This window comes from Stappia sp. (assembly GCF_965276915.1).
Taxonomy (GTDB): Bacteria; Pseudomonadota; Alphaproteobacteria; order Rhizobiales; family Stappiaceae; genus Stappia.
In genome coordinates, this window is the sequence record NZ_OZ255709.1 from 562,485 (window position 1) to 582,138 (window position 19,654).

Below are 19,654 nucleotides of genomic sequence, written 5' to 3' on the forward strand. Positions count from 1 at the left end.
ATGCGCTCAACACGGTCCTGCCGAGGCATCCGGGGAATCGCTTGACAGCGACACCCGGCCTCTCCTAAATGCCGCTCACGCTCGACGAGCGCGGGGCCGTAGCTCAGATGGGAGAGCGCTGCAATCGCACTGCAGAGGTCAGGGGTTCGATTCCCCTCGGCTCCACCAAGCTCTGAAATCATTCACGCCAGTTTTTTACGCCAAGTTCCGCAGCTTCAATTTGAAGTTCAGCTTGGCTATTTTAAGGCCTGTCTTCGTTTGAGACTCTGCGAAGAAGCATGAAGACGTGGCCATGCACGTGTAATAATGTTTCAACATGAAGCTTTGTACCACGTTATGAAAGCATCACTTACCCGCTTTGCATCCGACCGCAACTGTATTGCAGCGTCATATGCGGATGTCCTGAAGATCACAAATCTTCCACGTTCAAACATGTCGCGCGAAACTTTTCGCCACGGGTCGAGTTCGTCTTCACGTGTCGCTGGACCGTGACCAATACCCGCCGCGTAGTCATCGAAATGCTCGATCATATCGCGGATGGCTTTTAGGCCATTCTGACCGCTGGCCTCGAAACTCCGATCAAACTTCGCAAGGATGTCTCTTGCGTCTGCACTTACAGAACTCAATCGTGTCAACGTTTTTACCGTACTCCGATACAACCACAGTCGAATTATGAAGTTCTCCCATAGATACTCGTCTTCAAATGGCATATCGGCGTCAGATGGTGCATCAAATGCTCGCCAGGACAATACAAGCATGTTCCACGCGTGGGTATGGCGCGGTTTATAAAATCTCCAAATTACTGCCTGACGCTCATGATCTGCAGTATTTTTCAATGCAACCTCAAAATTGATGGAAATATATCTCCATGTATCGCGGCCGGATCGCCCCTCAGCCTGCCTTCCGGCGCCCACCGCCAGCACCGCCGGGCACGGTCTCGAGCGTCCCCGGGTCGAGTTCGCGCATCGTCAGCCGGGCATTGATTCGCCGCGCGGCGCGGCCGGCGACAAACCACTTGCGCGCCGCCTCCAGATCGAAACGGGGACGACGACGGCCGGCTTGCGGCTCCAGGGCACGCGTCAGGACCTCCAGCATCTCGTCAATGCGATAGAGCCCCCCCGCGACGGGCGGCGGCATCTCGCGCTGCTGCAGCGCCTGCCGCTTCACATCCAGCTTCTCCGCAACATCCGAGAGGCTGACGAGATCCGGCCGGACCTCACGGATCCGGCTTCCGGCAGGCAGGCCTGCCAGAATGGCACGCGCGGCATCCAGGATGACACGCTCCGGATCCTCCCCCGCCGCCTCGATCTGCACGGCCAGCAGGCGCCGGTCTCCGGAACCGATGACCGCATCCTCAAAGCCCGCCTCGAACACCGTATCGGATAGCATGAAGGGATCATGGGTGCCCGAGGGCAGCGCAAAAACAAGCTCGAACTCCAGCAGTTCAGCCATCATCTTGCTCCTTCCCTGCCCCGATGCATCCGAGCGCCTTCTGCCGCAGCTTTGCCGCGTGGTTCGACGGGTTCTGCGGTGTCGAATTGATCGTCATCTGGCAGAACAGGCCGCACCGACAATCCTCACGGGGCTTCGGACAGCGCAACAGCCCCCAGGCATGACCCTTGCCGACGCGCCGCTCGACGGTCCAACCAAGCTGCTCAAGCTCGCGCAGAACCTTCTCGATTTCCTTCTTCGGATGACGGTCGCGCGCCAACAGCAATGCTCCAAGAATATTAAATTGTCAAATGACAAAATAAAAACGGCCGCTGCTCGTACCATGACCCGGTTGTTCGACCTGCGCCAGCGCATTCGGCGGATGCGCCGCCTACCCCAGCAGCGCGTCGAGAAGACGGGCATAGATGGCCTCGACGCGGGCGGCGGCCTCGGGTCCCAGCCGGTGGAAATACGAGAGGCCCGGCGCGGCGTTGACCTCGAGCACCACGGGCGCTTTGCCGCCAGTCACACTTCCGACCATCGTCCCGCCGGCAGCGGAGCGTTCCACTTCCCCGTCGTGCAAGAGGTCGACACCGGCAAAGCGCAGGCCCAGCGCGGCGCAGGCGCGGATGGCGGCATCCGCCAGTTCCGCTGACAGGCCGCTGGTGATGTCGCGGGCGCTGCCGCCGGTCGAAAGGTTGGCATTGGCCAAGAGCGGCACCGTGACGCCGGCCGCCGGCACGCTCTCCGGACAGAGGCCCGCCGAGGCCAGATGGCCGAGAATGCGCGGATCATCGGGAGCGATCCGGCTGCCCTTGCCGCCGCTGGCAAAGCCGGCGATCCCGGCGGCGATCAGCGCGGAAAGCGGTGTCACCCCGTCGCCTGTGACCGCAAGCGGGCGGCGCAGGAAGGCGGCCTCCACCCTTCCGTCGAGCACGACGACGCGAATGTCGGTGCCCGCCACCGCCTGCTGCACCAGCACCCTCTCATGCACCGCAAACAGCGTGTCGAGCGCCAGGTCGAGCGCCGCGGCATCCCCGGCCCGGGTGACGTCCTCTCCCTCCGACCCCTCGTTCGGCTTGACGAAGACCGGATAGCCGGCCTCGTCGGCAAAGGCGTGCGCCGCCTCGCGGGCGGGCAGGCGCGCGGCGACGTCGGGGTTTTTCAGGGCAAGCTGGGCCGCGCGGCGCGGGCTGTGCAGCAGCAATCCGCGCGGCACGGCAAGACCGGCGGCGTCAAGAAACCTGGCCGCATAGTCCTTGTCGCGGGCGAGCGCCGCGGCGCCGGCCCGGTTGATGTCGAAATGGGTGCCCTTGAAGAAATGTCGGCGGCCGGCCGCGTCGATCAGCGCTCCGGCATAGCCATAGACCGGCTCGACCTCGACGCGCGCGCCGCGCGCGCCTGCAAGCCGTTGAAGGATTTCAACGAAGACCGGCGCCCGGCGCGTTGCCGGCGCATTCCGTTTCGCGTCACGCACGCCCTGGTCCGCCCCCCGCGGCCTTCTTTCGCGCAAGCCCTGCCCGCGCGGCTCAGTTGCCGCGGCGCTGCATCAGGTTGGCGTTGTAGTCGATATGGAAGAGCTTCGGATTGGTCGGGCCGTTGACCGTGGTGTTGTAGATCGCCACCGAGGTGTCGTAGCCCTGCGCGTCCGTCACGGTCCACTGCTTCAGCGCGATGGAGGCCGCATCGAAGATCAGCGTCAGCTTGCCGGTGCCGAAGGTCGAGTTGTCGGCCAGCACCACGGTGACCAGGTCCGGTTCGACCGAGACATTGGCGACCTCGGCATCGGCCTCCAGGTTGATCTTGTCGGCGAGAAGGAAACGCAGCGGCGTCTCGTTCAGCGGCCAGATGTCCTGGGTGGCGAGCTTGCGATCCTTCACCGAGACGGACTTGCCGTCGGCGACGATGTCCACCTTGGCCGGCGGATTGTAGTAGAAGCGGATCTTGCCCGGCCGGGCCATGTAGAACTTGCCTTCCGCCCGTTCGCCATTGGGGCCGAACTGGATGAAGTCGCCATGCATGGTCTTCACCGAGTTGAAATAGGAATTCACCTCGGCCAGCGTCTTCTTCTGCTCGGCATCAAGCGCGGCGGCCTTGGCCGGGACGCCGCCGGCAAGCGTGAGAAACGCGCCCGTGGCCAGGGCAAGGAAAGTGCGGCGAGCAATGGTCATTGCAAAAGGCTCCGTCGGCTTGGCAAGGCGGACGCGGGGTCGCGCCTGCGCCGTCAATTGTCAGAATGCGCTAACAGGCGCCTGTGGCAAAGTTGCGACGCATCGCCGGCTTGCCGCCCGTCACCGTCAATAATCGTCCTCGACCCCGTTCTGCACGAGGATCTCGCGCTTGCCGGCATGATTGGCCGGACCCACAAGCCCCTCGTTCTCCATCCGCTCGATGATCGAGGCGGCGCGGTTGTAGCCGATCGACAGGCGGCGCTGGATATAGGAGGTCGAGGCCTTCTTGTCGCGCAGCACGATGGCCACAGCCTTGTCGTAGAGGTCGTTGCCCTCGTCGCCGTCGCCACCGCCGGCGAGCGCGTCATAGGGGCTGTCGGAGACCTCGTCCTCCTCCGTCACCGCCTCCAGATATTGCGGCGTGCCCTGCCGCTTCAGGTGGCTGACGATGTGCTCGACCTCCTCGTCGGCGACGAAGGGACCGTGGACGCGCTGGATGCGGCCGCCGCCGGCCATGTAGAGCATGTCGCCCTGGCCGAGGAGCTGCTCCGCGCCCTGCTCGCCGAGGATGGTGCGGCTGTCGATCTTCGAGGTCACCTGGAAGGAGATGCGGGTCGGGAAATTCGCCTTGATCGTGCCGGTGATGACGTCGACCGAGGGACGTTGCGTCGCCATGATCAGGTGAATGCCGGCGGCGCGGGCCATCTGGGCAAGCCGCTGGATGGCGCCTTCGATGTCCTTGCCGGCGACCATCATCAGGTCGGCCATCTCGTCGACGATGACGACGATATAGGGCATCGTCTCGAGCGGCAGCTCCTCGTCCTCGAAGATCGGCTCGCCGGTGTTGCGATCGAAACCGGTCTGCACGGTCCGGGTGAAGACCTCGCCCTTCTCCATCGCCTGGGCAGCACGGGTGTTGTAGCCGTCGATGTTGCGCACGCCCATCTTCGACATCTTCTTGTAGCGCTCCTCCATCTCGCGGACGGTCCACTTGAGCGCCACCACCGCCTTCTTCGGATCGGTGACGACCGGCGTCAAAAGATGGGGAATGCCGTCATAGATCGACAGTTCGAGCATCTTCGGGTCGATCATGATCAGCTTGCACTGCTCCGGCTCCAGCCGGTAGAGCAGCGACAGGATCATCGTGTTGATGGCCACCGACTTGCCCGACCCGGTGGTGCCGGCAACGAGAAGGTGCGGCATGCGGGCGAGATCGGCGATCACCGGCTCGCCGCCAATGGTCTTGCCGAGCGTCAGCGCCAGCTTGGCCTTGGTCTTCTCATAGTCGTTGGCGGCCAGCAGCTCGCGCAGGTAGACCGTCTCGCGGCGCTGGTTGGGCAGCTCGATGCCGATGGCGTTCTTGCCCGGGATCACCGCGACGCGCGCCGAGATGGCGCTCATCGAGCGGGCGATGTCGTCGGCCAGGCCGATGACGCGGGACGACTTGATGCCCGGCGCCGGCTCCAGCTCGTAAAGCGTCACCACCGGGCCGGGGCGCACTTCGATGATCTCTCCGCGCACGCCGAAATCCTCCAGAACCCCTTCCAGGATGCGGGCGTTCTGTTCCAGCGCGTCGGTGTTGATGGCCGTCTGCTTCGAGGTCGCCTTGGGCTCCGACAAAAGGTGCAGCGGCGGCAGCTCGTAGACGCCCGGATTGCGCAGGAAGGAGGGCTGCGCCTCTTCCGTGACGCGGCGTCCCGGCTTCGGCCGGCCGGCCGGCGGCACGACGCGTCCGGCGGGCGGCGGCGCTGTCCGACCGGCGGGCCCGGCGATGGCGCGCGGCAGCGGCGTGCCGAGCTCGCCCGAGCCGTCATCCTCGTCGAGATCCGGCAGGTCGTCGATGGTCGGGCCAGCACCGAAGTCGGCCTCGTCCGCGTAAGGATCCTCGATTTCCGGCTCGGCCGGCGCCGCACCGCCGTAAAAGGCGTCGAGCCCGTCGTCCTCAGGCGGCAACAGGCGGTTGGCGAGGCGGCGGCGCAGCGCCGTGAACCCGCCATGGCGGTGCACCGGATCGTCGTCCTCCTCGACCGGGCCGTCGGCCTCGTCCCAGTCGCCGTCATGGCCGTCATCGATGAAATCGTCGTCATAAGGGTCGGACGAGCGCCGGCGGGCACTGCCGCCGCGACCGGTCAGCCGGCGCAGGTTGGCGCGCGCCAGAAGGCCGAAATGGGTAACGGCCCCGGCAAAGGCGGAGAAGCGGCCGCCGCCTTCGTCCTCGTCCTCGTCATCCTCGTCGTGATCCGGCACGGCCCCGACCGAACGGGCATGGCGGGACGGCTCGGGCAGTGGGCGAAGCGCGGGCTGCGGGTCGCGGCCGAGCCATCCGGCGGCGCGCAGCATGAACACCGCGGCGGGAACGCCGAGCCCGAGCATGCCGACGATCATCGCCATGCCCTGCGTCAGCTCGCCGGTGAGCATCGCCGGGAAGCGGTGGATGAAATCGCCAAGGAATCCGCCAAGCCCGGTCGGCAGCGGCCAGCTGGCGGGAACGGGAAGGGCGGCGAGCGCACCTGCGGCAAGCAGCGTCCCGGCGCCCCAGAAGGCGATGCGGCGCGGCGCGATGCGCGTGGCGCGCGCCGCGACCAGCCGCCAGCCCCACAGCACCACCGGCACCAGGAACACCGCCGAGGCAAGGCCGATCGCCTGCATGAAGAGATCGGCGACAATCGCGCCGGGCTGGCCCAGCGCATTGCGCACCGGCCCGGACGTGGCATGACTGAAGCTCGGGTCCGTCGTCGACCAGGTGGCGAGCGCGGAGGCCAGCGCCGCGCAGAGCGCGATCAGCGCCAGACCGGCGGCGCCGATCATGTTGCGCCTCATGAACCGTTTGAACGGGGCTTCCGTGTCTTCAAGGCCAAGGGCCGCGGCGCGGCCGCTTCGGATCGGAGTGGTGCGGCGCATCCTTCAGCCTCCCAGCACGTCGACCAGGCGGGCAAGCCCCGCCTCGACGGTCTTTTCATCATCCACCAGGGCAAGGCGGATATAGTCCGCGCCCGGGTTTCCGGCGACCCCGTCCATGGCCAGATAGGCCCCGGGAAGCACCTTGACCCCGGCCTCGGCCCACAGCCGGCGCGTCACCTCGACGCCGCCGCCGAACCGGGCAACGTCCAGCCACAGGAAGAAGCCGCCCTCGGGCACGACGTCGCCGAACAACGGCGCCAGCAGTTTCTCCGCAAGGGCGAACTTGGCGTTGTAGAGCCGCCGGTTCTCGACCACATGCGCCTCGTCGGCAAAGGCAGCCGCCGCGACCGCCTGCAGCGGCATCGACACTTGCGGCGCGGCAAGCCCGCGGAACCGCGACCAGGCATCGAGAAAGTCCGGATCGCCGGCGGCAAACCCGCAGCGCAGGCCGGCGAGATTCGAGCGCTTCGACAGCGAGTTTATCGTGATGATGTTGCCGTAGCCCTCGCCCGTCGCATGGGCGGCCTCAAGCACGCCAACCGGTGGCGCGCTGCGATAGATCTCGGAATAGCACTCGTCGGCGACCACGAGGAAACGGTGCTTGCGGGCAAGGCCGATGAGCTTCGACCAGTCGGCAAGGCTTGCCGCCGCGCCCTGCGGGTTGGCGGGCGAGGCGTAGAAGAAGGCGACCGCGCGTTCCAGAACGGCAGGGTCGATGGCGTCCAGGTCGGGGAGAAATCCGGTTTCCGCCCGCGCGTCAAGCAGCACCGTCTCGGCATCCGCCACATGCGCCGCCGCCGCGTAGGTCTGATAGAACGGGTTGGGCATCAGCACCGTCGGCCGGACGCCCGGCCGCGCGCCTTCCGTCTTCTTCAGATAGTCGCGCGCGCCGATGGCGGCAAAGGTCAGCCCCTCGCGGGAGCCGTTGAGCGGCAGGATGCCGCGTGCCGGATCGAGGCTGCCATCCAGGCCGTAGCGCCGGTCGAGCCAGCCGGCGACCGATTCGCGAAAGGCGTCCGTGCCGCGAATGTTCGGATAGCGGCTGAAATCCTTGAGATTGCCGGCGAGCACGGGCCCGACGAAGTCCGGCACCGCATGGCGCGGTTCGCCGATCGTCATGACGATCGGTTCGCCGCCGGGCGCAAGGCCCGCAAGCAGCGCCGCCAGCCGCTCGAACGGATTGGCCGAAGGCAGCGCTGTACCGGTCGCGCCTTGCGGAGGCGCGCCGGCGGAAGTCTGGGCGGAAGAAACGGACATTCGGCTCGTACCACTCCCCGGGGCGGCCGACCCGTCGCCGACGCCTGCCCCAGCTCACTGGAAATCGCTCCCTCCCGGTCCACCGCGCAAGCGGCAGCGCCGGAAAGGACTGCTTGTGACGCCGAAGCCTAGCCCCCGATGGTAAATCCCTCATTAACCAAGGCGGCGGAACCTGCATCCGTCCCGCATATCAGAAGTCGCAGGTGATGCCCTTGATCTCCCAGTCGGCGTAGCGCGTCGGCTCGAGCCCGCCGCGACCGTCGATCTCGCGCGGCATCGACTTCCCGCGTTCATCGATCTGGCGCCGGCGTTCCTCCGCCTCCGCCAGTGCCCGGCGGGCGGCGGGCGGAAGATCCTCGGGCCGGCGGCGCGGCATCCCGTCCGGGGCATCCTCGCTCGTGCCGGTGTCGTTTCGATCGCTCATGCTCGTCTCGTTCATCCTGGAAAAACGCGCCTTCCGGCGCCGGCTCGACACGGTCCTCTCTTGCAGAAAATCGCGCCTCCGCCAACATATAGGGTGAAACAGGCCGCTCCGGCCAGTGACAGACAGGCGATCCGGCCTCCGGACGACCAGACGGACGGGTGACATGAACTATTTCCGCACCGCACTGCTGCTTGCCGCGATGACGGCGCTGTTCATGGGCATCGGCTTCATGATCGGCGGTGAGAGCGGCATGATGATCGCGCTCGCCGTCGCAGCCGCGATGAACCTTTTCAGCTACTGGAACTCCGACAAGATGGTGCTGCGCATGCACAATGCGGTGGAGGCCAGCGAAGCCCAGGCGCCGGAACTGTTCCACATGGTGCGCGAACTCGCGGCCCGCGCCGAGCTGCCGATGCCGAAGGTCTACCTGATCGACAACCCGCAGCCCAACGCCTTCGCCACAGGCCGCAACCCGCAGAACGCGGCGGTCGCGGCGACGACCGGCCTGCTGAACAGCCTGTCGCGCGAGGAAGTCGCCGCCGTGATGGCGCACGAGCTCGCCCATGTGAAGAACCACGACACCCTGATCATGACGATCACCGCGACGATTGCCGGCGCGATCTCGATGCTCGCCAATTTCGCCTTTTTCTTCGGCGGCAACCGCGACAACAACAATCCGCTCGGCTTCGTCGGCGTGCTGCTGGCGATGATCGTCGCCCCCATCGCCGCCATGCTGGTGCAGATGGCGATCAGCCGGACGCGCGAATATGCCGCCGACCGCATGGGCGCCGAGATCTGCGGCAATCCGATCTGGCTCGCCTCGGCGCTGAACAAGATCGCCGGCGGTGCGGCGCGCATCCACAACCCGGACGCGGAGCGCAATCCGGCGACCGCGCACATGTTCATCATCAACCCGCTGTCGGGCGAGCGGATGGACAACCTGTTCTCCACCCATCCGAACACCGACAACCGCATCCGCGCGCTGCAGGAACTGGCGGACCGCATGGGTGGCGGCGGCACACCGAACCGCTCGGAAGGAGCCGGGGTCACGCTGACGCGCGGCCCGGCAGGAAATCCGCCGCGCACCGACCCTCCCGGTCCCTGGGGACGGTCCTCGGCGCGGCGCGACACGGACACCCGCGGCCCCTGGGGCTAGGCACAGAAGCGCCGGCCGCAACCTTTTTCCTTGTGAAAGCGCTGTGTGCGGGTGCATACCCGCGCCTTCGCCGTTTTTCGCATTCCAGACACCGCAGGCATCGTGACCGGACCGAACCAGGACAATTCCAAAGGAAAGCCGCGCAAGGGCGGTCGCCCCGGCGCCACCGGACCGGGTGGCAGGCAGGGGGGCAAGCCCGGCCCGAAGCGCGGCATGAAGGCCGCCGCCGGAGCGCGCGCCCCCGGTCTGCAGGCCCGCGACAAGGCCGAGCACGCAACCACGGGCATCCCGGCCCGCAAGATCGCCGTCGACATCCTCAACAAGGTGATCGGCGAGCGCCGCCCGCTGGACGAGGAACTGCGCGAGACCGGCGGCCATCCCGAACTGTTCGCACTGGAGGCCAGGGACCGCGCGCTGGTCCGCGCCATTCTCGGCACCGCCTTGCGCAGGCGCGGCCAGATCGCGGCGATCGTCGACCGGCTGCTCGAACGTCCCGTGCCGGAGAAGACCGGCCTGGTCGTCGATATCCTGCATGTGGCCGCCGCCCAGATCCTGTTCATGGACATCCCCGACCGCGCCGCCGTCGCCACCGCCGTCGCCATCGCCGACAGGGACGGGCGCTCCCGCCGCTACAAGGGGCTGATCAACGCCGTGCTCCGGCGGATGACGGCGGAGCGCGAGGAGCTGCTTGCCGCCAATGCCGCGCCCTGGCGCAACGTGCCGGTCTGGCTCTTCGCCGCATGGCAGAAGGCCTATGGCGAGGAAACCGCGCTCGCCATCGCCGCCATGCACCTCAACGAGCCCAATCTCGACCTCGCCGTCAAGGACGGTGCGGACGGCTGGGCCGAACGGCTTGGCGGTCGCGTCATCGCCGGCAACACCGTCCGCCTTGCCCGGCCGGGCGGCCGCGTCGAGGCGCTGGAGGGCTACAATGAAGGCGCCTGGTGGGTGCAGGATGCGGCAGCCGCCCTTCCCGCCCGCCTGCTTGGCGATGTCGCGGGCAAGCGCGTCGCCGATCTCTGCGCCGCGCCCGGCGGCAAGACCGCGCAGCTTTGCGCGCGGGGCGCCCGCGTCACGGCCATCGACATCTCCGCCCGGCGGCTGGAACGCCTGTCGGAGAACCTCGCAAGGCTCGGCTTCGAGGCCGAGGTTCTCGCCGCCGACCTTGCCGAATACACGCCGGATGCCCCGTTCGATGCGATCCTGCTCGACGCTCCCTGTTCGGCCACCGGCACCATCCGCCGGCATCCGGACGTTGCCTGGAACCGGCGCCCGGGCGACACCGCCGCGCTCGCCGAACAGCAATTCGCCCTGCTGGAGCGCGCCGCCGACTGGCTCTCGCCGGACGGCGTTCTGGTCTATTGCACCTGTTCGCTGGAGCCCGGCGAGGGCGAGGACGTGATCGCCCGCTTCCTGGCCGCCCGTCCCGAGTACCGGATCTCGGCGCTGACGCCGGAGGATGTCGGCATCGAGGGCGTCATCACGGCCCGCGGGGAACTCCGCACGCTGCCGGTTTCGCTGCCCATGGACCCGGTCGCCGGAGGTGGCCTCGACGGCTTCTTCGCCGCCCGCCTGGTGCGGAGCTAGGCGCCCATCCCGGCAAGCTCTGCATTTTGTGCAGGTCTGTTGTTTCGAATCGCGCTCAAATCGGTAACGGATCGCTAACCCTGTTCCCGGACACTTTAGGTTACGGATGAATCGGATTCGCGAAAGGGCTCCGGTACGACGAGACAGGTGCGAGGGGGTACATTGACGCAAGCGACGCTTCTCTCCTTTGCCGAAAGGGCTCGGGTGTGGCGTCTCCTCGCGCAGACCGCCTGGCAATCCCTGTTGCGCTGGGTTCATGGCGGACCGATGTTCCGCTGGCGCCCGTTCGCCGGCTCGCCGGCGCGGCTGCTCATCGCACCGCAGGACCTGAGGACCGCCGACGGCACCAACGCCGCCGACATCTATGCCGGACGCTTCCTCTTCGCCGGGCAGATGGTCGAGGCCTCCGGCCAGTCCCCCTTCGAGATCCCCGCCCCCTCCGCCGACTGGGCCCGGGCGCTGCACGGCTTCGGCTGGCTGCGCCATCTCAAGGCGGCCGACACGGTGGTCGCGCGACAAAACGCCCGCGCCCTTGTCGACGACTGGATCCGCAGCTGCGGCTACTGGCAGGACACCGCCTGGGAACAGGCGGTCGTCGCCCGCCGCGTGCTCGCCTGGCTGTCGCAGTCGCCGCTCATCCTCAACGGGTGCGACCGCGAGTTCTACCGCCGCTTCCTGCGCTCTCTCGCCCGCCAGGTGCGCTACCTGCGCCGCACCATGAACGAGACGCCCGACGGGGTGCCGCGCCTGCAGGCGGCGATCGCGGTGGCCGCCGCCACCGTTTCCATGTCCGGCCAGGGCCGCTTCGTGCGCCAGAGCCTGAGGCGGCTCGACCAGGAACTGGCCCGCCAGATCCTCGCCGATGGCGGCCATGTCTCGCGCAACCCGGCGGCCCTTCTCGACATCCTGGTCGACCTGCTGCCGGTGCGCCAGGCGCTCACCATGCAGGGCATGCCCGCCTCGCCGACCGTGATGCAGGCGATCGACCGGATGATGCCGATGATCCGCTTCTTCCGGCACGGCGACGGCACCTTCGCGCATTTCAACGGCATGGGCTCGACCCCGGCCGATCTCGTTGCCACCATCCTGGCCTATGACGACGCGCGCGGCAGCCCGCCGGTCAACGCGCCCTATTCCGGCTACCAGCGCCTGTCCGCCGGCGACACGCTGGTGCTGATGGAAACGGGCACGCCGCCGGAAGCCCCCCTCAGCCTTGGCGCCCATGCCGGCTGCCTGTCCTTCGAGATGTCGTCGCGCCGCACCCGGATCATCGTCAATTGCGGCGTTTCCAACAGCGAGCGCGGCGTCTGGCGCGCCGTCTCCCGCTCGACCGCCGCCCATTCGACGGCAACAATCGACGACACCTCCTCCGCCCGCTTCCTGCCGGAAACCCGCTATGGCGGCTGGCTCGGTGCGCCGATCCTCGCCGGCCCGACCCTGGTGCCGGTCGACCGCGAGGAAAGCCCCTCCGGCATCCGCATCGTCGCCAGCCACAACGGCTACCAGGACACCCACCGGCTGATCCACGAGCGGGACCTGACCCTGTCCGAGGATGGCAGCGTGCTCGACGGCGTCGACCGCTTCCGCGCGCTTGGCAAGACCTCGCGCGGCGACGAATACGCGATCCGCTTCCACCTGCACCCGTCGATCAAGGCAAGCACGATCCGTTCGGGCACGGCGATCCTGCTGGTCGCACCCGACGGGGAAGCGTGGGAGTTCGTGGCCCCCGGCTGCGAGACGGCCATCGAGGAATCCATCTATCTCTCCGACAGCTATGGCCATCGCCGCTGCGAGCAGATCGTCATCTATGGCCGTGTCACCCATCGCCGCGAGGCGGCCTGGCAGTTCTGCCGCACGGCCGCGCCCAAGGCGGCACGCCGCAGGGTCAGCGACACGACCGGCGGCGAACTCGACCTTTGACCCCTCCGGCCATCGACTGAAACGGCACAAAAGTGCCGCCGCACCGCTTGCGCACCTTCCTGTTTGGCGTGCTTCGTGATAGGCGCAGGGCATCATCAGCCCGCCGACCTTCGAAGGACCCTCCGCAATGGCCGTGGTGTCGAAACACGTTCCCGTTCCCGATCTCGTTCCCGTCAAGCGCGCCCTCCTGTCGGTCTCCGACAAGACCGGCCTCGTCGACTTCGCCACTGCCCTTTCCGGGCTCGGCGTCGAGCTGGTGTCGACCGGCGGCACCCGCGCAGCGCTCGCCGACGCGGGTCTTGAGGTGATCGACATTTCCGAGGTCACGGGTTTTCCGGAAATCATGGACGGCCGCGTCAAGACATTGCACCCGATGGTGCATGGCGGGCTGCTCGCCATTCGCGACGACGCCGAGCACGCCGCCGCCATGCGCGAGCACGGCATTGCCGGCATCGACCTCGTCTGCGTCAATCTCTACCCGTTCGAGGAAACGGTTGCCTCCGGCGCCGATTTCGCCACCGCGATCGAGAATGTCGACATTGGCGGCCCGGCAATGACCCGCGCGGCGGCCAAGAACCACGCCTATGTGACGATGGTCAGCGATCCGGCCGACTATCCGGCGGTGATCGAGGCCCTCACGGGCCACTCAGGCCAGGTGCCGCTCGCCCTGCGCAAGCGCCTCGCCCAGAAGGCCTTCGCCCGCACGGCCGCCTATGACGCGGCCGTCTCCGGCTGGTTCGCCGCCGCTATCGGCGAGGACGCGCCCGCCCATGTCGCCTTTGGCGGCAGGCTTTCCTCCGTCATGCGCTACGGCGAGAACCCGCATCAGAAGGCCGCCTTCTACCTGACCCCGGAAAAGCGCTTCGGCGTCGCCACCGCGCGCCAGCTGCAGGGCAAGGAACTGTCCTACAACAACATCAACGACACCGATGCCGCCTTCGAACTGGTCAGCGAGTTCGATCCCGGCATCGCCCCGGCGGTCGCTATCATCAAGCATGCCAATCCCTGCGGCGTCGCCACGGGGACGACGCTCAGGGAAGCCTATGAAAAGGCGCTCGCCTGCGATCCGGTCTCCGCCTTCGGCGGCATCGTCGCGCTGAACGGGCCGCTCGACGCGGACGCGGCGACGGAGATCGTCAAGATTTTCACCGAGGTGATCATCGCGCCGGAGGCAAGCGAGGAGGCGATGGCCATCGTCGCGGCGAAGAAGAACCTGCGCCTGCTCGTCACCGGCGGCCTCGCCGATCCGCGCGCCGGAGCCAGGGTCGTCAAGTCGGTCTCCGGAGGGCTGCTCGTCCAGGACCGGGACACCGGCACGGTCGACGATCTCGACCTCAAGGTGGTGACGAAGCGGGCGCCGAGCGAGCGCGAGATGGCCGACCTGAAATTCGCCTTCCGCGTCGCCAAGCATGTCAAGTCGAACGCCATCGTCTATGTCCAGGACGGTGCGACGGTGGGCGTTGGCGCGGGGCAGATGAGCCGCATCGACAGCTCCCGCATCGCCGCCCGCAAGGCGCAGGACGCGGCCGAGGCCGCGGGCCATGCCGAGCCCCGGACGATCGGATCGGTGGTTGCCTCGGACGCCTTCTTCCCCTTCGCCGACGGTCTTCTGGCCGCAGCCGAGGCCGGCGCGACGGCGATCATCCAGCCCGGCGGCTCGATGCGCGACGCGGACGTGATCGCAGCCGCCGACGAGGCGGGACTTGCCATGGTCTTCACCGGCATGCGGCACTTCCGCCATTGATCCGGCGAGCATGACCGGCGGCGCGCCCTCTTTTGCATTTCGCCGCCGCCCTTCCCATATAACCCGTCGGGCGAACAGAAGCCCGACGGGCGGATTTGCGATCGCGGGTCCGCACACGGCGAAGGGAGGCGAGAGGCCATGACCGGCAGCTACGACAATCCGGAGTTCGACACGGACTTTCTCGGTCCCGAGGACGAGCGCGAGAAAAAGGTCCGCGCCCGCTTCTTCGACGTGGCGCGCAAGGCGGCCGGCCAGATCCCCTTCATGGAGGACGTGGTTGCCGCCTATTACTGCGCCATGGATCCGGTGACACCGACGCGCGTGCGCTGCGCGATCCTCGCGGCGCTGGCCTATTTCGTCCTGCCCCTCGACGGCATTCCCGACATGATTATCGGCATCGGCTTCACCGACGACGCGAGCGTCCTGCTCGGCGTCATGGCGCTGGTGCGCGCCCATGTGCGCGACGAGCATCTGGAGGCCGCCCGCGAAGCATTGCGCAGGAGCGGCGGACGCCCGAAAGGCTGACCCGCCGCCCCCGAAAGGCACTGCCGCCGGGACCGGACCTCAGTCCGCACGCTCCTCGAGCCAGTCCTCAAGCAGTTCGGTAACCTCCGCCGATCCGGAAATGAGATCCCCGTGTTCCGGGCGAATGCGGGCGCCGGCGGCAAGCAGCAGCGAAACGCAGGCGACGTGGTCGCCCTCCTCCCGCACCGGGCAGTTCCCCGAACCGTGCACCGCGGTGCCGAGCGCCGTGCCGCCATACATGTTGCGGTGCTCAAGGTCGCCGCCGCGCTCCAGAAGCAGCGGCAGGTAGTCGGCCCGGCCGAACCAGCAGGCGGCATGCAGCGGCGTCAGCCCTTCGCGGTCCGTGGTTTGCGGGCCGATGCCCGCGTCGAGCATCGCCTCCAGCGCGCCGAGCCGTCCGGGCATCCGGGCGAAATCGACGATCCGGCTCCTGTCGCCGTCGGTCAGCTCGCCCTCGACGGCCGGATGCGCGGCGGCAACGTCCCGCGCACCGGCCGCATCGCCGGCGGCAAGCGCGGCCAGGAACCGGTCCCTCGCCGACAGGTCGTCCGCCAGCCCGTGCCGCTCCAGCGCCTCCATCATCGACAGATTGCCATTGACCGCGGCGAGCGCATAGGAGCTTCGGCCGAAATGCAGCGCCGTGCCGTCGGCGCCAGCATCGAGCAGCAGGTCGGCGAAACGTCCGTCGCGGCCACGCAGGATGGCGTGATGCAGGGCGTTGCCATAGGACGACGGCCCGTCGCCGCCATGCGCCAGCGTTTCATTGGGATCGGCACCGGCATCGAGCATCATCCGGGCGCCGTCGATCTTGTCGAAGTCGAGCATGCGCGGCAGCGCATTGGTGCGCTCGAAGCGAACACCATGCGCGATCAGCAGCGCCAGCGGCTCCAGGCTCGGCGCCTCGGCCGAGTGATAGGCGCATTCATCGTCGTCGGGGTCGGCGCCCGCCTCCAGCAGCAGCCGGGCGAGATCGAGATTGCCGGCGACGCAGAGCGTCGCATAGAGCACGGAGAGCGACGCATCCGGATATTCCGGCCCGGCATGCCGGGCATTGAGGTCGGCGCCGAGCGAAAGCAGCCGCTCGACGATGCGCCGCTGCACCGCCGCCCGCTCCGGCCGGTGCCGCAGGATGGTCGAGCCCGCCGCCCGTGCCAGCGGATCGAGTTCGAGACCGCTTGCCGAACCTGTCCGGCCCGGGGTCCTGGCCGCTTCCGGATGCCGGTCGAGCCAGGCGCCAACCGTCTCCTCATCGGCCAGCGCCAGGGCGAGATGGAAATTACCGGCGGCGAGTTCCCTTTCGCGCGAAAGCAGTTGCTCGCTCACCCGGTCGCGGCCGTCATGAAGCGCCAGTCCGAGCCGGCCGGCGGCCGCGTCGCGGTCAAGCGCTGCAAGTTCGAGCGCGGTCTTGTGTGCCGGCCAGCTTCGGCTGCCCGCCTCGCGGGCGATCGCATGCAGGCAGTGGGAATGGCGAACGGGATCGGGGCGCGTGTCGAAGACCTCGTCGAGACGCGACAATGCCTCGGGCTCACCGGCGCGCGCGGCGCGTTTCAACGCCTTGGCGGCACGGCGGGCGATTTCGAGGGCGTTATTCGGGCTGGGATTGGTATCGGGCATGGACCATCTCCGTAGTCCCCAGGGCCCACCGGCGGGACGGATCCGGTCGATATCATGCGCAAGGCGTCAAGGGAGATGCGGTCGCTTTCCGTGGGCCGGGCGGCGGTCTCCATCCGCCACGCGCACTTTCCACGCCAGGCGCATCGAGGTCAAGGCCTCAGACGGGAAGGCCCGTCCCGCGCCCGGTCACCACCCGGTAATGCGCCCACATCAACCGCGCCGCCACGCCCCGCAATGGCGCCCAGCGCCGGGCGATCGCCGCCGCCCCGCGCACATCCGGCCGCTCCGGCAGATCGAGCGCATCATGCAGGGCGGCGCGCAAGGCAACGTCGCCGACGGGAAAGATGTCGACATGACCGGCGCAGAACAGCAGGAAAACCTCGGCCGTCCACGGGCCGACGCCGCGGATTGCGACCAGTTCCCGCGCGGCCTCCTCCCCCGGCAACCCCGCCAGCGCCGCGAGGTCGAGCCCCTCGGCAATGGCCGCGGCAACGGCCCGAAAGCTCGCGACCTTGGCCCGCGACAATCCGGCCGTGCCAAGCGCCTCGTCGGAGAGGCGGTCCAGCGTCGCGGCCTCGAAAGGCACCACCAGCGCCTCGAGCCGCGACTGGATCGCGGCCGCGCTCGCTAGCGACACCTGCTGTGCGGTGATGATGCGGGCAAGTTCGGAAAAGGTCGCGGGATGCCGCCGCAGCGGCAACGCCCCCGCCCCGGCCGCGATCCCGGCAAGCGAGGGGTCGAGGGCAAGCAGGGCCTCAAGCCCTGCCGCGAGATCGGTCTCGTCGTCGATGCGGTGAAGACCGGGTGCTGCGCCCATGCGGGCCTCCGCGGCAGGTCCGCCCGGTGGCTCAGTCGAACAGGTCGAAGGCGAAGCGATAGGTGACGCCGGCGCCGATGCTGAACTGGTTCTCGTTGCCGCCGCGCACAATCGGGCTGTTCCTGGCGTCGCCGATATAGCGGTCCCAGCCAGCCTGAAGGTGCAGCGCAGTCGTGTCGGTGACCGCGTAGCTGGCGCGGCCGACAAGACCGACCGACTTGAAGCCGCCGCCGGCATTGTAGGCGGTCAGGTTGCCGAGCGAAGCGGCGGCCTCGGCCGCCGTCACGCCGAAATAGGTGTCCATGTAGCGGCCGCTGGCGAAATCGGCGCGCGGGCCGAAGCTCAGCTCGAGTCGCTCCAGCGGATTGACGATGATGTCCGCGCCGATCTGGCCGACCTGGCCATTGTGGCCGTTGATGCCCTGGCGCACCTCGACGAAGGCGCGGAACCAGTCATAGCGGAACCCGGCGCCGAGCCCGAGCTCCAGCGCCCAGTCGACCGTGCGCGTGCCGGTCAGCGAAACGCTGTCGGAGGCCTTGCGCTCGCCGATGAAGTTGATCGACGGGAACATGAAGAAGCCGCGCTTGGTGGTTCCCCCTTCCGCCACCTGGCCGAAGCCCGGCAGGTAGAAGCGGCCGACCGAGATGATCGGCAGCGGAGAGACGAGCATCTTGTCCGCGCCTTCGTATTTCGGCTGCACCAGCGCGCCGACGCCAATGTCGATCACGTATTGCTTGCTCGGAAGCGGAAGATTCTCCGGCGGCGACATGCCGTCCTGCGCCCGGGCCGGTGCGGAGGCCAGGCTCACGCCGGCCAGAAGGGCGGCGGCGGTGAGGGCGGAGACAAACGTGCTTTTGCGCATGGCGGTCGAACCTGTTCCGGCTGTCGGCATCTGATGCCGAAATCTATAGCCCGGTTTACCTGACACTTCCCTTACGGCGAAGCGATTTCGCAGCAATGTGACCGCGTTGCGTCACCCTGTTGCAAGCATGCATCGCCCTCAGGGGCGCCGCCCCGTGGCGATCTTGGTCATGCCGGGGATCAGGACCTCCACCAAGACATCCTTGAAACCGGCCGCGACGAGGCGCCTCTCCAGCCAGTCGTCGGCGATCGAGCGCGCCTCCGGCGTGAACGCCGTATGCTGCAACTGCCACAGCGCGGTGTTTTTCGGCCCGCTCCGGTCCGCGTCAACGACGAAATCATGGATCATCACGACCCCGCCGGGCGCCAGATGCGCGAAGGCACGGGCAAAAAGCGCCTCATGCGCGTGATCCGGCACGCCGGACAGCAGGTAGGACATCAGGATCGCGTCCTGCCCTTCCGGCCACTCCGCTTCCAGCGCGTTGCCCTTCAGGTAGCGGATGCGATCCGAAAGGCCGGCGCGCGCGACGAACGCCTCGCCCAGATCCGCCACATTGGGAAACTCGACGACCGTGGCGGCAAGTTGCGGAAACGCCTTGCACAGGGTGATGGCGAAGGCGCCAGTGCCGCCGCCGACGTCGAGCAGGGTCTTCGCACCCGACAGGTCGACGCGTTTCGCCAGGCCCCGCGCCGGGCCGAGCGAACCGGCATGCTGGCTTTCCGAATAAAGGCGCGCCTCTTCCGCGTCGGAGAACCAGTCGGCATAGGAGGCTGTCGCCTCCTCGGGCAGCTCGCCGGCCAGCGCCGGCTCGATCTGGTCCATCAGCGGATACATCTGCTGGCCGACCTGCAGGCGCAGATAGTCGCCGAAATCGTATTTCGCGCCCTTGACCAGAAACCGCTCCGCCGCCGGCGAATTGGCATAGGTCCCCTCGCGCGTCTCTGTCAGGCCCAGCGCCGTCAGGGCGGTCAGCAAGGTGCGGCAGCGCTCGCGCGGCAGTCCGATCTTCGGGGCGATCTCGTCGACCGACGCGGGACCCTCATCCAGTTTCGTGAAGATTCCGAAGTGAAGTCCGGCGAACAATGCCTTCGATCCCATGTAGCCGAAAGCAATATCCGAGATTTCCTCGGCCTCTGTCAGAACCGTCATGTGTGTCCCGTCTCCTCTTGCAAATCCTGCCCGATTTCGATGCACGGATGGAGGTTTTCCATCGCGTGGCAATACGATCCCGGAACGAAGAACGTC

General features: G+C 67.7%; 17 protein-coding genes and 1 tRNA gene. 6 read left to right on the forward strand and 12 right to left on the reverse strand.

What is annotated here, in order from left to right; all coding sequences use genetic code 11:
• Nucleotides 1–92: 92 nt before the first annotated feature.
• Nucleotides 93–168: transfer RNA gene (locus ACQY46_RS02595), tRNA-Ala, on the forward strand.
• Between the two features lie 143 nt (nucleotides 169–311).
• On the opposite strand, the gene ACQY46_RS02600 is transcribed toward ACQY46_RS02595, so the two are convergent.
• The 8 genes from ACQY46_RS02600 to ACQY46_RS02635 form a co-directional block, all read right to left on the reverse strand.
• Nucleotides 312–923, reverse strand: a complete 612-nt coding sequence (locus ACQY46_RS02600) for a hypothetical protein (protein WP_428698764.1) — start codon at nucleotides 921–923, stop codon at nucleotides 312–314.
• Complete coding sequence (locus tag ACQY46_RS02605; RefSeq protein WP_428698765.1) at nucleotides 892–1,452, reverse strand: hypothetical protein; 561 nt, start codon at nucleotides 1,450–1,452, stop codon at nucleotides 892–894. The genes ACQY46_RS02600 and ACQY46_RS02605 overlap by 32 nt, the downstream gene beginning before the upstream one ends.
• Complete coding sequence (locus tag ACQY46_RS02610) at nucleotides 1,445–1,711, reverse strand: hypothetical protein (protein ID WP_428698766.1); 267 nt, start codon at nucleotides 1,709–1,711, stop codon at nucleotides 1,445–1,447. The genes ACQY46_RS02605 and ACQY46_RS02610 overlap by 8 nt, the downstream gene beginning before the upstream one ends.
• 111 nt (nucleotides 1,712–1,822) lie before the next feature.
• Nucleotides 1,823–2,908 carry an ATP-dependent carboxylate-amine ligase gene (locus tag ACQY46_RS02615; RefSeq protein ID WP_428698767.1) on the reverse strand — a complete coding sequence of 362 codons (1,086 nt, stop codon included), beginning with the start codon at nucleotides 2,906–2,908 and terminating at the stop codon, nucleotides 1,823–1,825.
• Between the two features lie 52 nt (nucleotides 2,909–2,960).
• On the reverse strand, nucleotides 2,961–3,602 hold the full coding sequence (locus ACQY46_RS02620) for an outer-membrane lipoprotein carrier protein LolA (RefSeq protein ID WP_428698768.1): 642 nt from the start codon (nucleotides 3,600–3,602) through the stop codon (nucleotides 2,961–2,963).
• A 126-nt stretch (nucleotides 3,603–3,728) separates the two neighbouring features.
• Nucleotides 3,729–6,503, reverse strand: a complete 2,775-nt coding sequence (locus ACQY46_RS02625; protein WP_428698769.1) for a DNA translocase FtsK 4TM domain-containing protein — start codon at nucleotides 6,501–6,503, stop codon at nucleotides 3,729–3,731.
• 3 nt (nucleotides 6,504–6,506) lie between these two features.
• On the reverse strand, nucleotides 6,507–7,760 hold the full coding sequence (locus ACQY46_RS02630; RefSeq protein ID WP_428698770.1) for an aminotransferase class I/II-fold pyridoxal phosphate-dependent enzyme: 1,254 nt from the start codon (nucleotides 7,758–7,760) through the stop codon (nucleotides 6,507–6,509).
• Nucleotides 7,761–7,950: 190 nt separating this feature from the next.
• The gene (locus ACQY46_RS02635; protein ID WP_428698771.1) at nucleotides 7,951–8,184 is read right to left on the reverse strand and encodes a DUF1674 domain-containing protein; all 234 of its coding nucleotides are present in this window, start codon (nucleotides 8,182–8,184) and stop codon (nucleotides 7,951–7,953) included.
• Between the two features lie 163 nt (nucleotides 8,185–8,347).
• Between ACQY46_RS02635 and htpX the strand changes: the two genes are divergently transcribed.
• The 5 genes from htpX (at nucleotide 8,348) to ACQY46_RS02660 (ending at nucleotide 15,116) form a co-directional block, all read left to right on the forward strand.
• Complete coding sequence (gene htpX / locus ACQY46_RS02640; RefSeq protein WP_428698772.1) at nucleotides 8,348–9,340, forward strand: zinc metalloprotease HtpX; 993 nt, start codon at nucleotides 8,348–8,350, stop codon at nucleotides 9,338–9,340.
• Nucleotides 9,341–9,553: 213 nt separating this feature from the next.
• Entirely contained in the window at nucleotides 9,554–10,927 is a 1,374-nt protein-coding gene (locus tag ACQY46_RS02645; RefSeq protein WP_428700390.1) for an RsmB/NOP family class I SAM-dependent RNA methyltransferase, read from the forward strand.
• A gap of 204 nt (nucleotides 10,928–11,131) precedes the next feature.
• Nucleotides 11,132–12,847, forward strand: coding sequence for a heparinase II/III family protein (locus ACQY46_RS02650; RefSeq protein ID WP_428698773.1), 1,716 nt, complete (start codon nucleotides 11,132–11,134; stop codon nucleotides 12,845–12,847).
• Between the two features lie 127 nt (nucleotides 12,848–12,974).
• Entirely contained in the window at nucleotides 12,975–14,591 is a 1,617-nt protein-coding gene (purH, locus tag ACQY46_RS02655) for a bifunctional phosphoribosylaminoimidazolecarboxamide formyltransferase/IMP cyclohydrolase (RefSeq protein ID WP_428698774.1), read from the forward strand.
• Nucleotides 14,592–14,729: 138 nt separating this feature from the next.
• A complete protein-coding gene (locus ACQY46_RS02660) occupies nucleotides 14,730–15,116 on the forward strand; it encodes a YkvA family protein (RefSeq protein WP_428698775.1) in 387 nt (128 codons plus the stop codon).
• Nucleotides 15,117–15,155: 39 nt separating this feature from the next.
• Here the strand turns inward: ACQY46_RS02660 and ACQY46_RS02665 are convergent, their stop codons facing one another.
• The 4 genes from ACQY46_RS02665 to ACQY46_RS02680 all read right to left on the reverse strand — a co-directional run bounded on the left by ACQY46_RS02665 (nucleotide 15,156) and on the right by ACQY46_RS02680 (nucleotide 19,558).
• Entirely contained in the window at nucleotides 15,156–16,730 is a 1,575-nt protein-coding gene (locus ACQY46_RS02665) for an ankyrin repeat domain-containing protein (RefSeq protein WP_428698776.1), read from the reverse strand.
• A gap of 157 nt (nucleotides 16,731–16,887) precedes the next feature.
• Nucleotides 16,888–17,547, reverse strand: a complete 660-nt coding sequence (locus ACQY46_RS02670; RefSeq protein WP_428698777.1) for a DNA-3-methyladenine glycosylase family protein — start codon at nucleotides 17,545–17,547, stop codon at nucleotides 16,888–16,890.
• Nucleotides 17,548–17,578: 31 nt separating this feature from the next.
• Nucleotides 17,579–18,409 carry a MipA/OmpV family protein gene (locus tag ACQY46_RS02675; protein ID WP_428698778.1) on the reverse strand — a complete coding sequence of 277 codons (831 nt, stop codon included), beginning with the start codon at nucleotides 18,407–18,409 and terminating at the stop codon, nucleotides 17,579–17,581.
• A gap of 138 nt (nucleotides 18,410–18,547) precedes the next feature.
• Nucleotides 18,548–19,558 carry a methyltransferase gene (locus tag ACQY46_RS02680; protein ID WP_428698779.1) on the reverse strand — a complete coding sequence of 337 codons (1,011 nt, stop codon included), beginning with the start codon at nucleotides 19,556–19,558 and terminating at the stop codon, nucleotides 18,548–18,550.
• Nucleotides 19,559–19,654 lie beyond the last annotated feature (96 nt).

Bases quoted from the DNA above. Each gene is read 5' to 3' on its own strand.
- ACQY46_RS02630 (WP_428698770.1), bottom strand. From the start codon at position 7,760: ATGTCCGTTTCTTCCGCCCAGACTTCCGCCGGCGCGCCTCCGCAAGGC.
- ACQY46_RS02635 (WP_428698771.1), bottom strand. From the start codon at position 8,184: ATGAGCGATCGAAACGACACCGGCACGAGCGAGGATGCCCCGGACGGG.
- ACQY46_RS02670 (WP_428698777.1), bottom strand. From the start codon at position 17,547: ATGGGCGCAGCACCCGGTCTTCACCGCATCGACGACGAGACCGATCTC.
- htpX (WP_428698772.1), top strand. From the start codon at position 8,348: ATGAACTATTTCCGCACCGCACTGCTGCTTGCCGCGATGACGGCGCTG.
- ACQY46_RS02660 (WP_428698775.1), top strand. From the start codon at position 14,730: ATGACCGGCAGCTACGACAATCCGGAGTTCGACACGGACTTTCTCGGT.
- ACQY46_RS02620 (WP_428698768.1), bottom strand. From the start codon at position 3,602: ATGACCATTGCTCGCCGCACTTTCCTTGCCCTGGCCACGGGCGCGTTT.
- ACQY46_RS02625 (WP_428698769.1), bottom strand. From the start codon at position 6,503: ATGCGCCGCACCACTCCGATCCGAAGCGGCCGCGCCGCGGCCCTTGGC.
- ACQY46_RS02645 (WP_428700390.1), top strand. From the start codon at position 9,554: ATGAAGGCCGCCGCCGGAGCGCGCGCCCCCGGTCTGCAGGCCCGCGAC.
- ACQY46_RS02665 (WP_428698776.1), bottom strand. From the start codon at position 16,730: ATGCCCGATACCAATCCCAGCCCGAATAACGCCCTCGAAATCGCCCGC.
- ACQY46_RS02605 (WP_428698765.1), bottom strand. From the start codon at position 1,452: ATGGCTGAACTGCTGGAGTTCGAGCTTGTTTTTGCGCTGCCCTCGGGC.
- ACQY46_RS02680 (WP_428698779.1), bottom strand. From the start codon at position 19,558: ATGACGGTTCTGACAGAGGCCGAGGAAATCTCGGATATTGCTTTCGGC.
- ACQY46_RS02675 (WP_428698778.1), bottom strand. From the start codon at position 18,409: ATGCGCAAAAGCACGTTTGTCTCCGCCCTCACCGCCGCCGCCCTTCTG.
- purH (WP_428698774.1), top strand. From the start codon at position 12,975: ATGGCCGTGGTGTCGAAACACGTTCCCGTTCCCGATCTCGTTCCCGTC.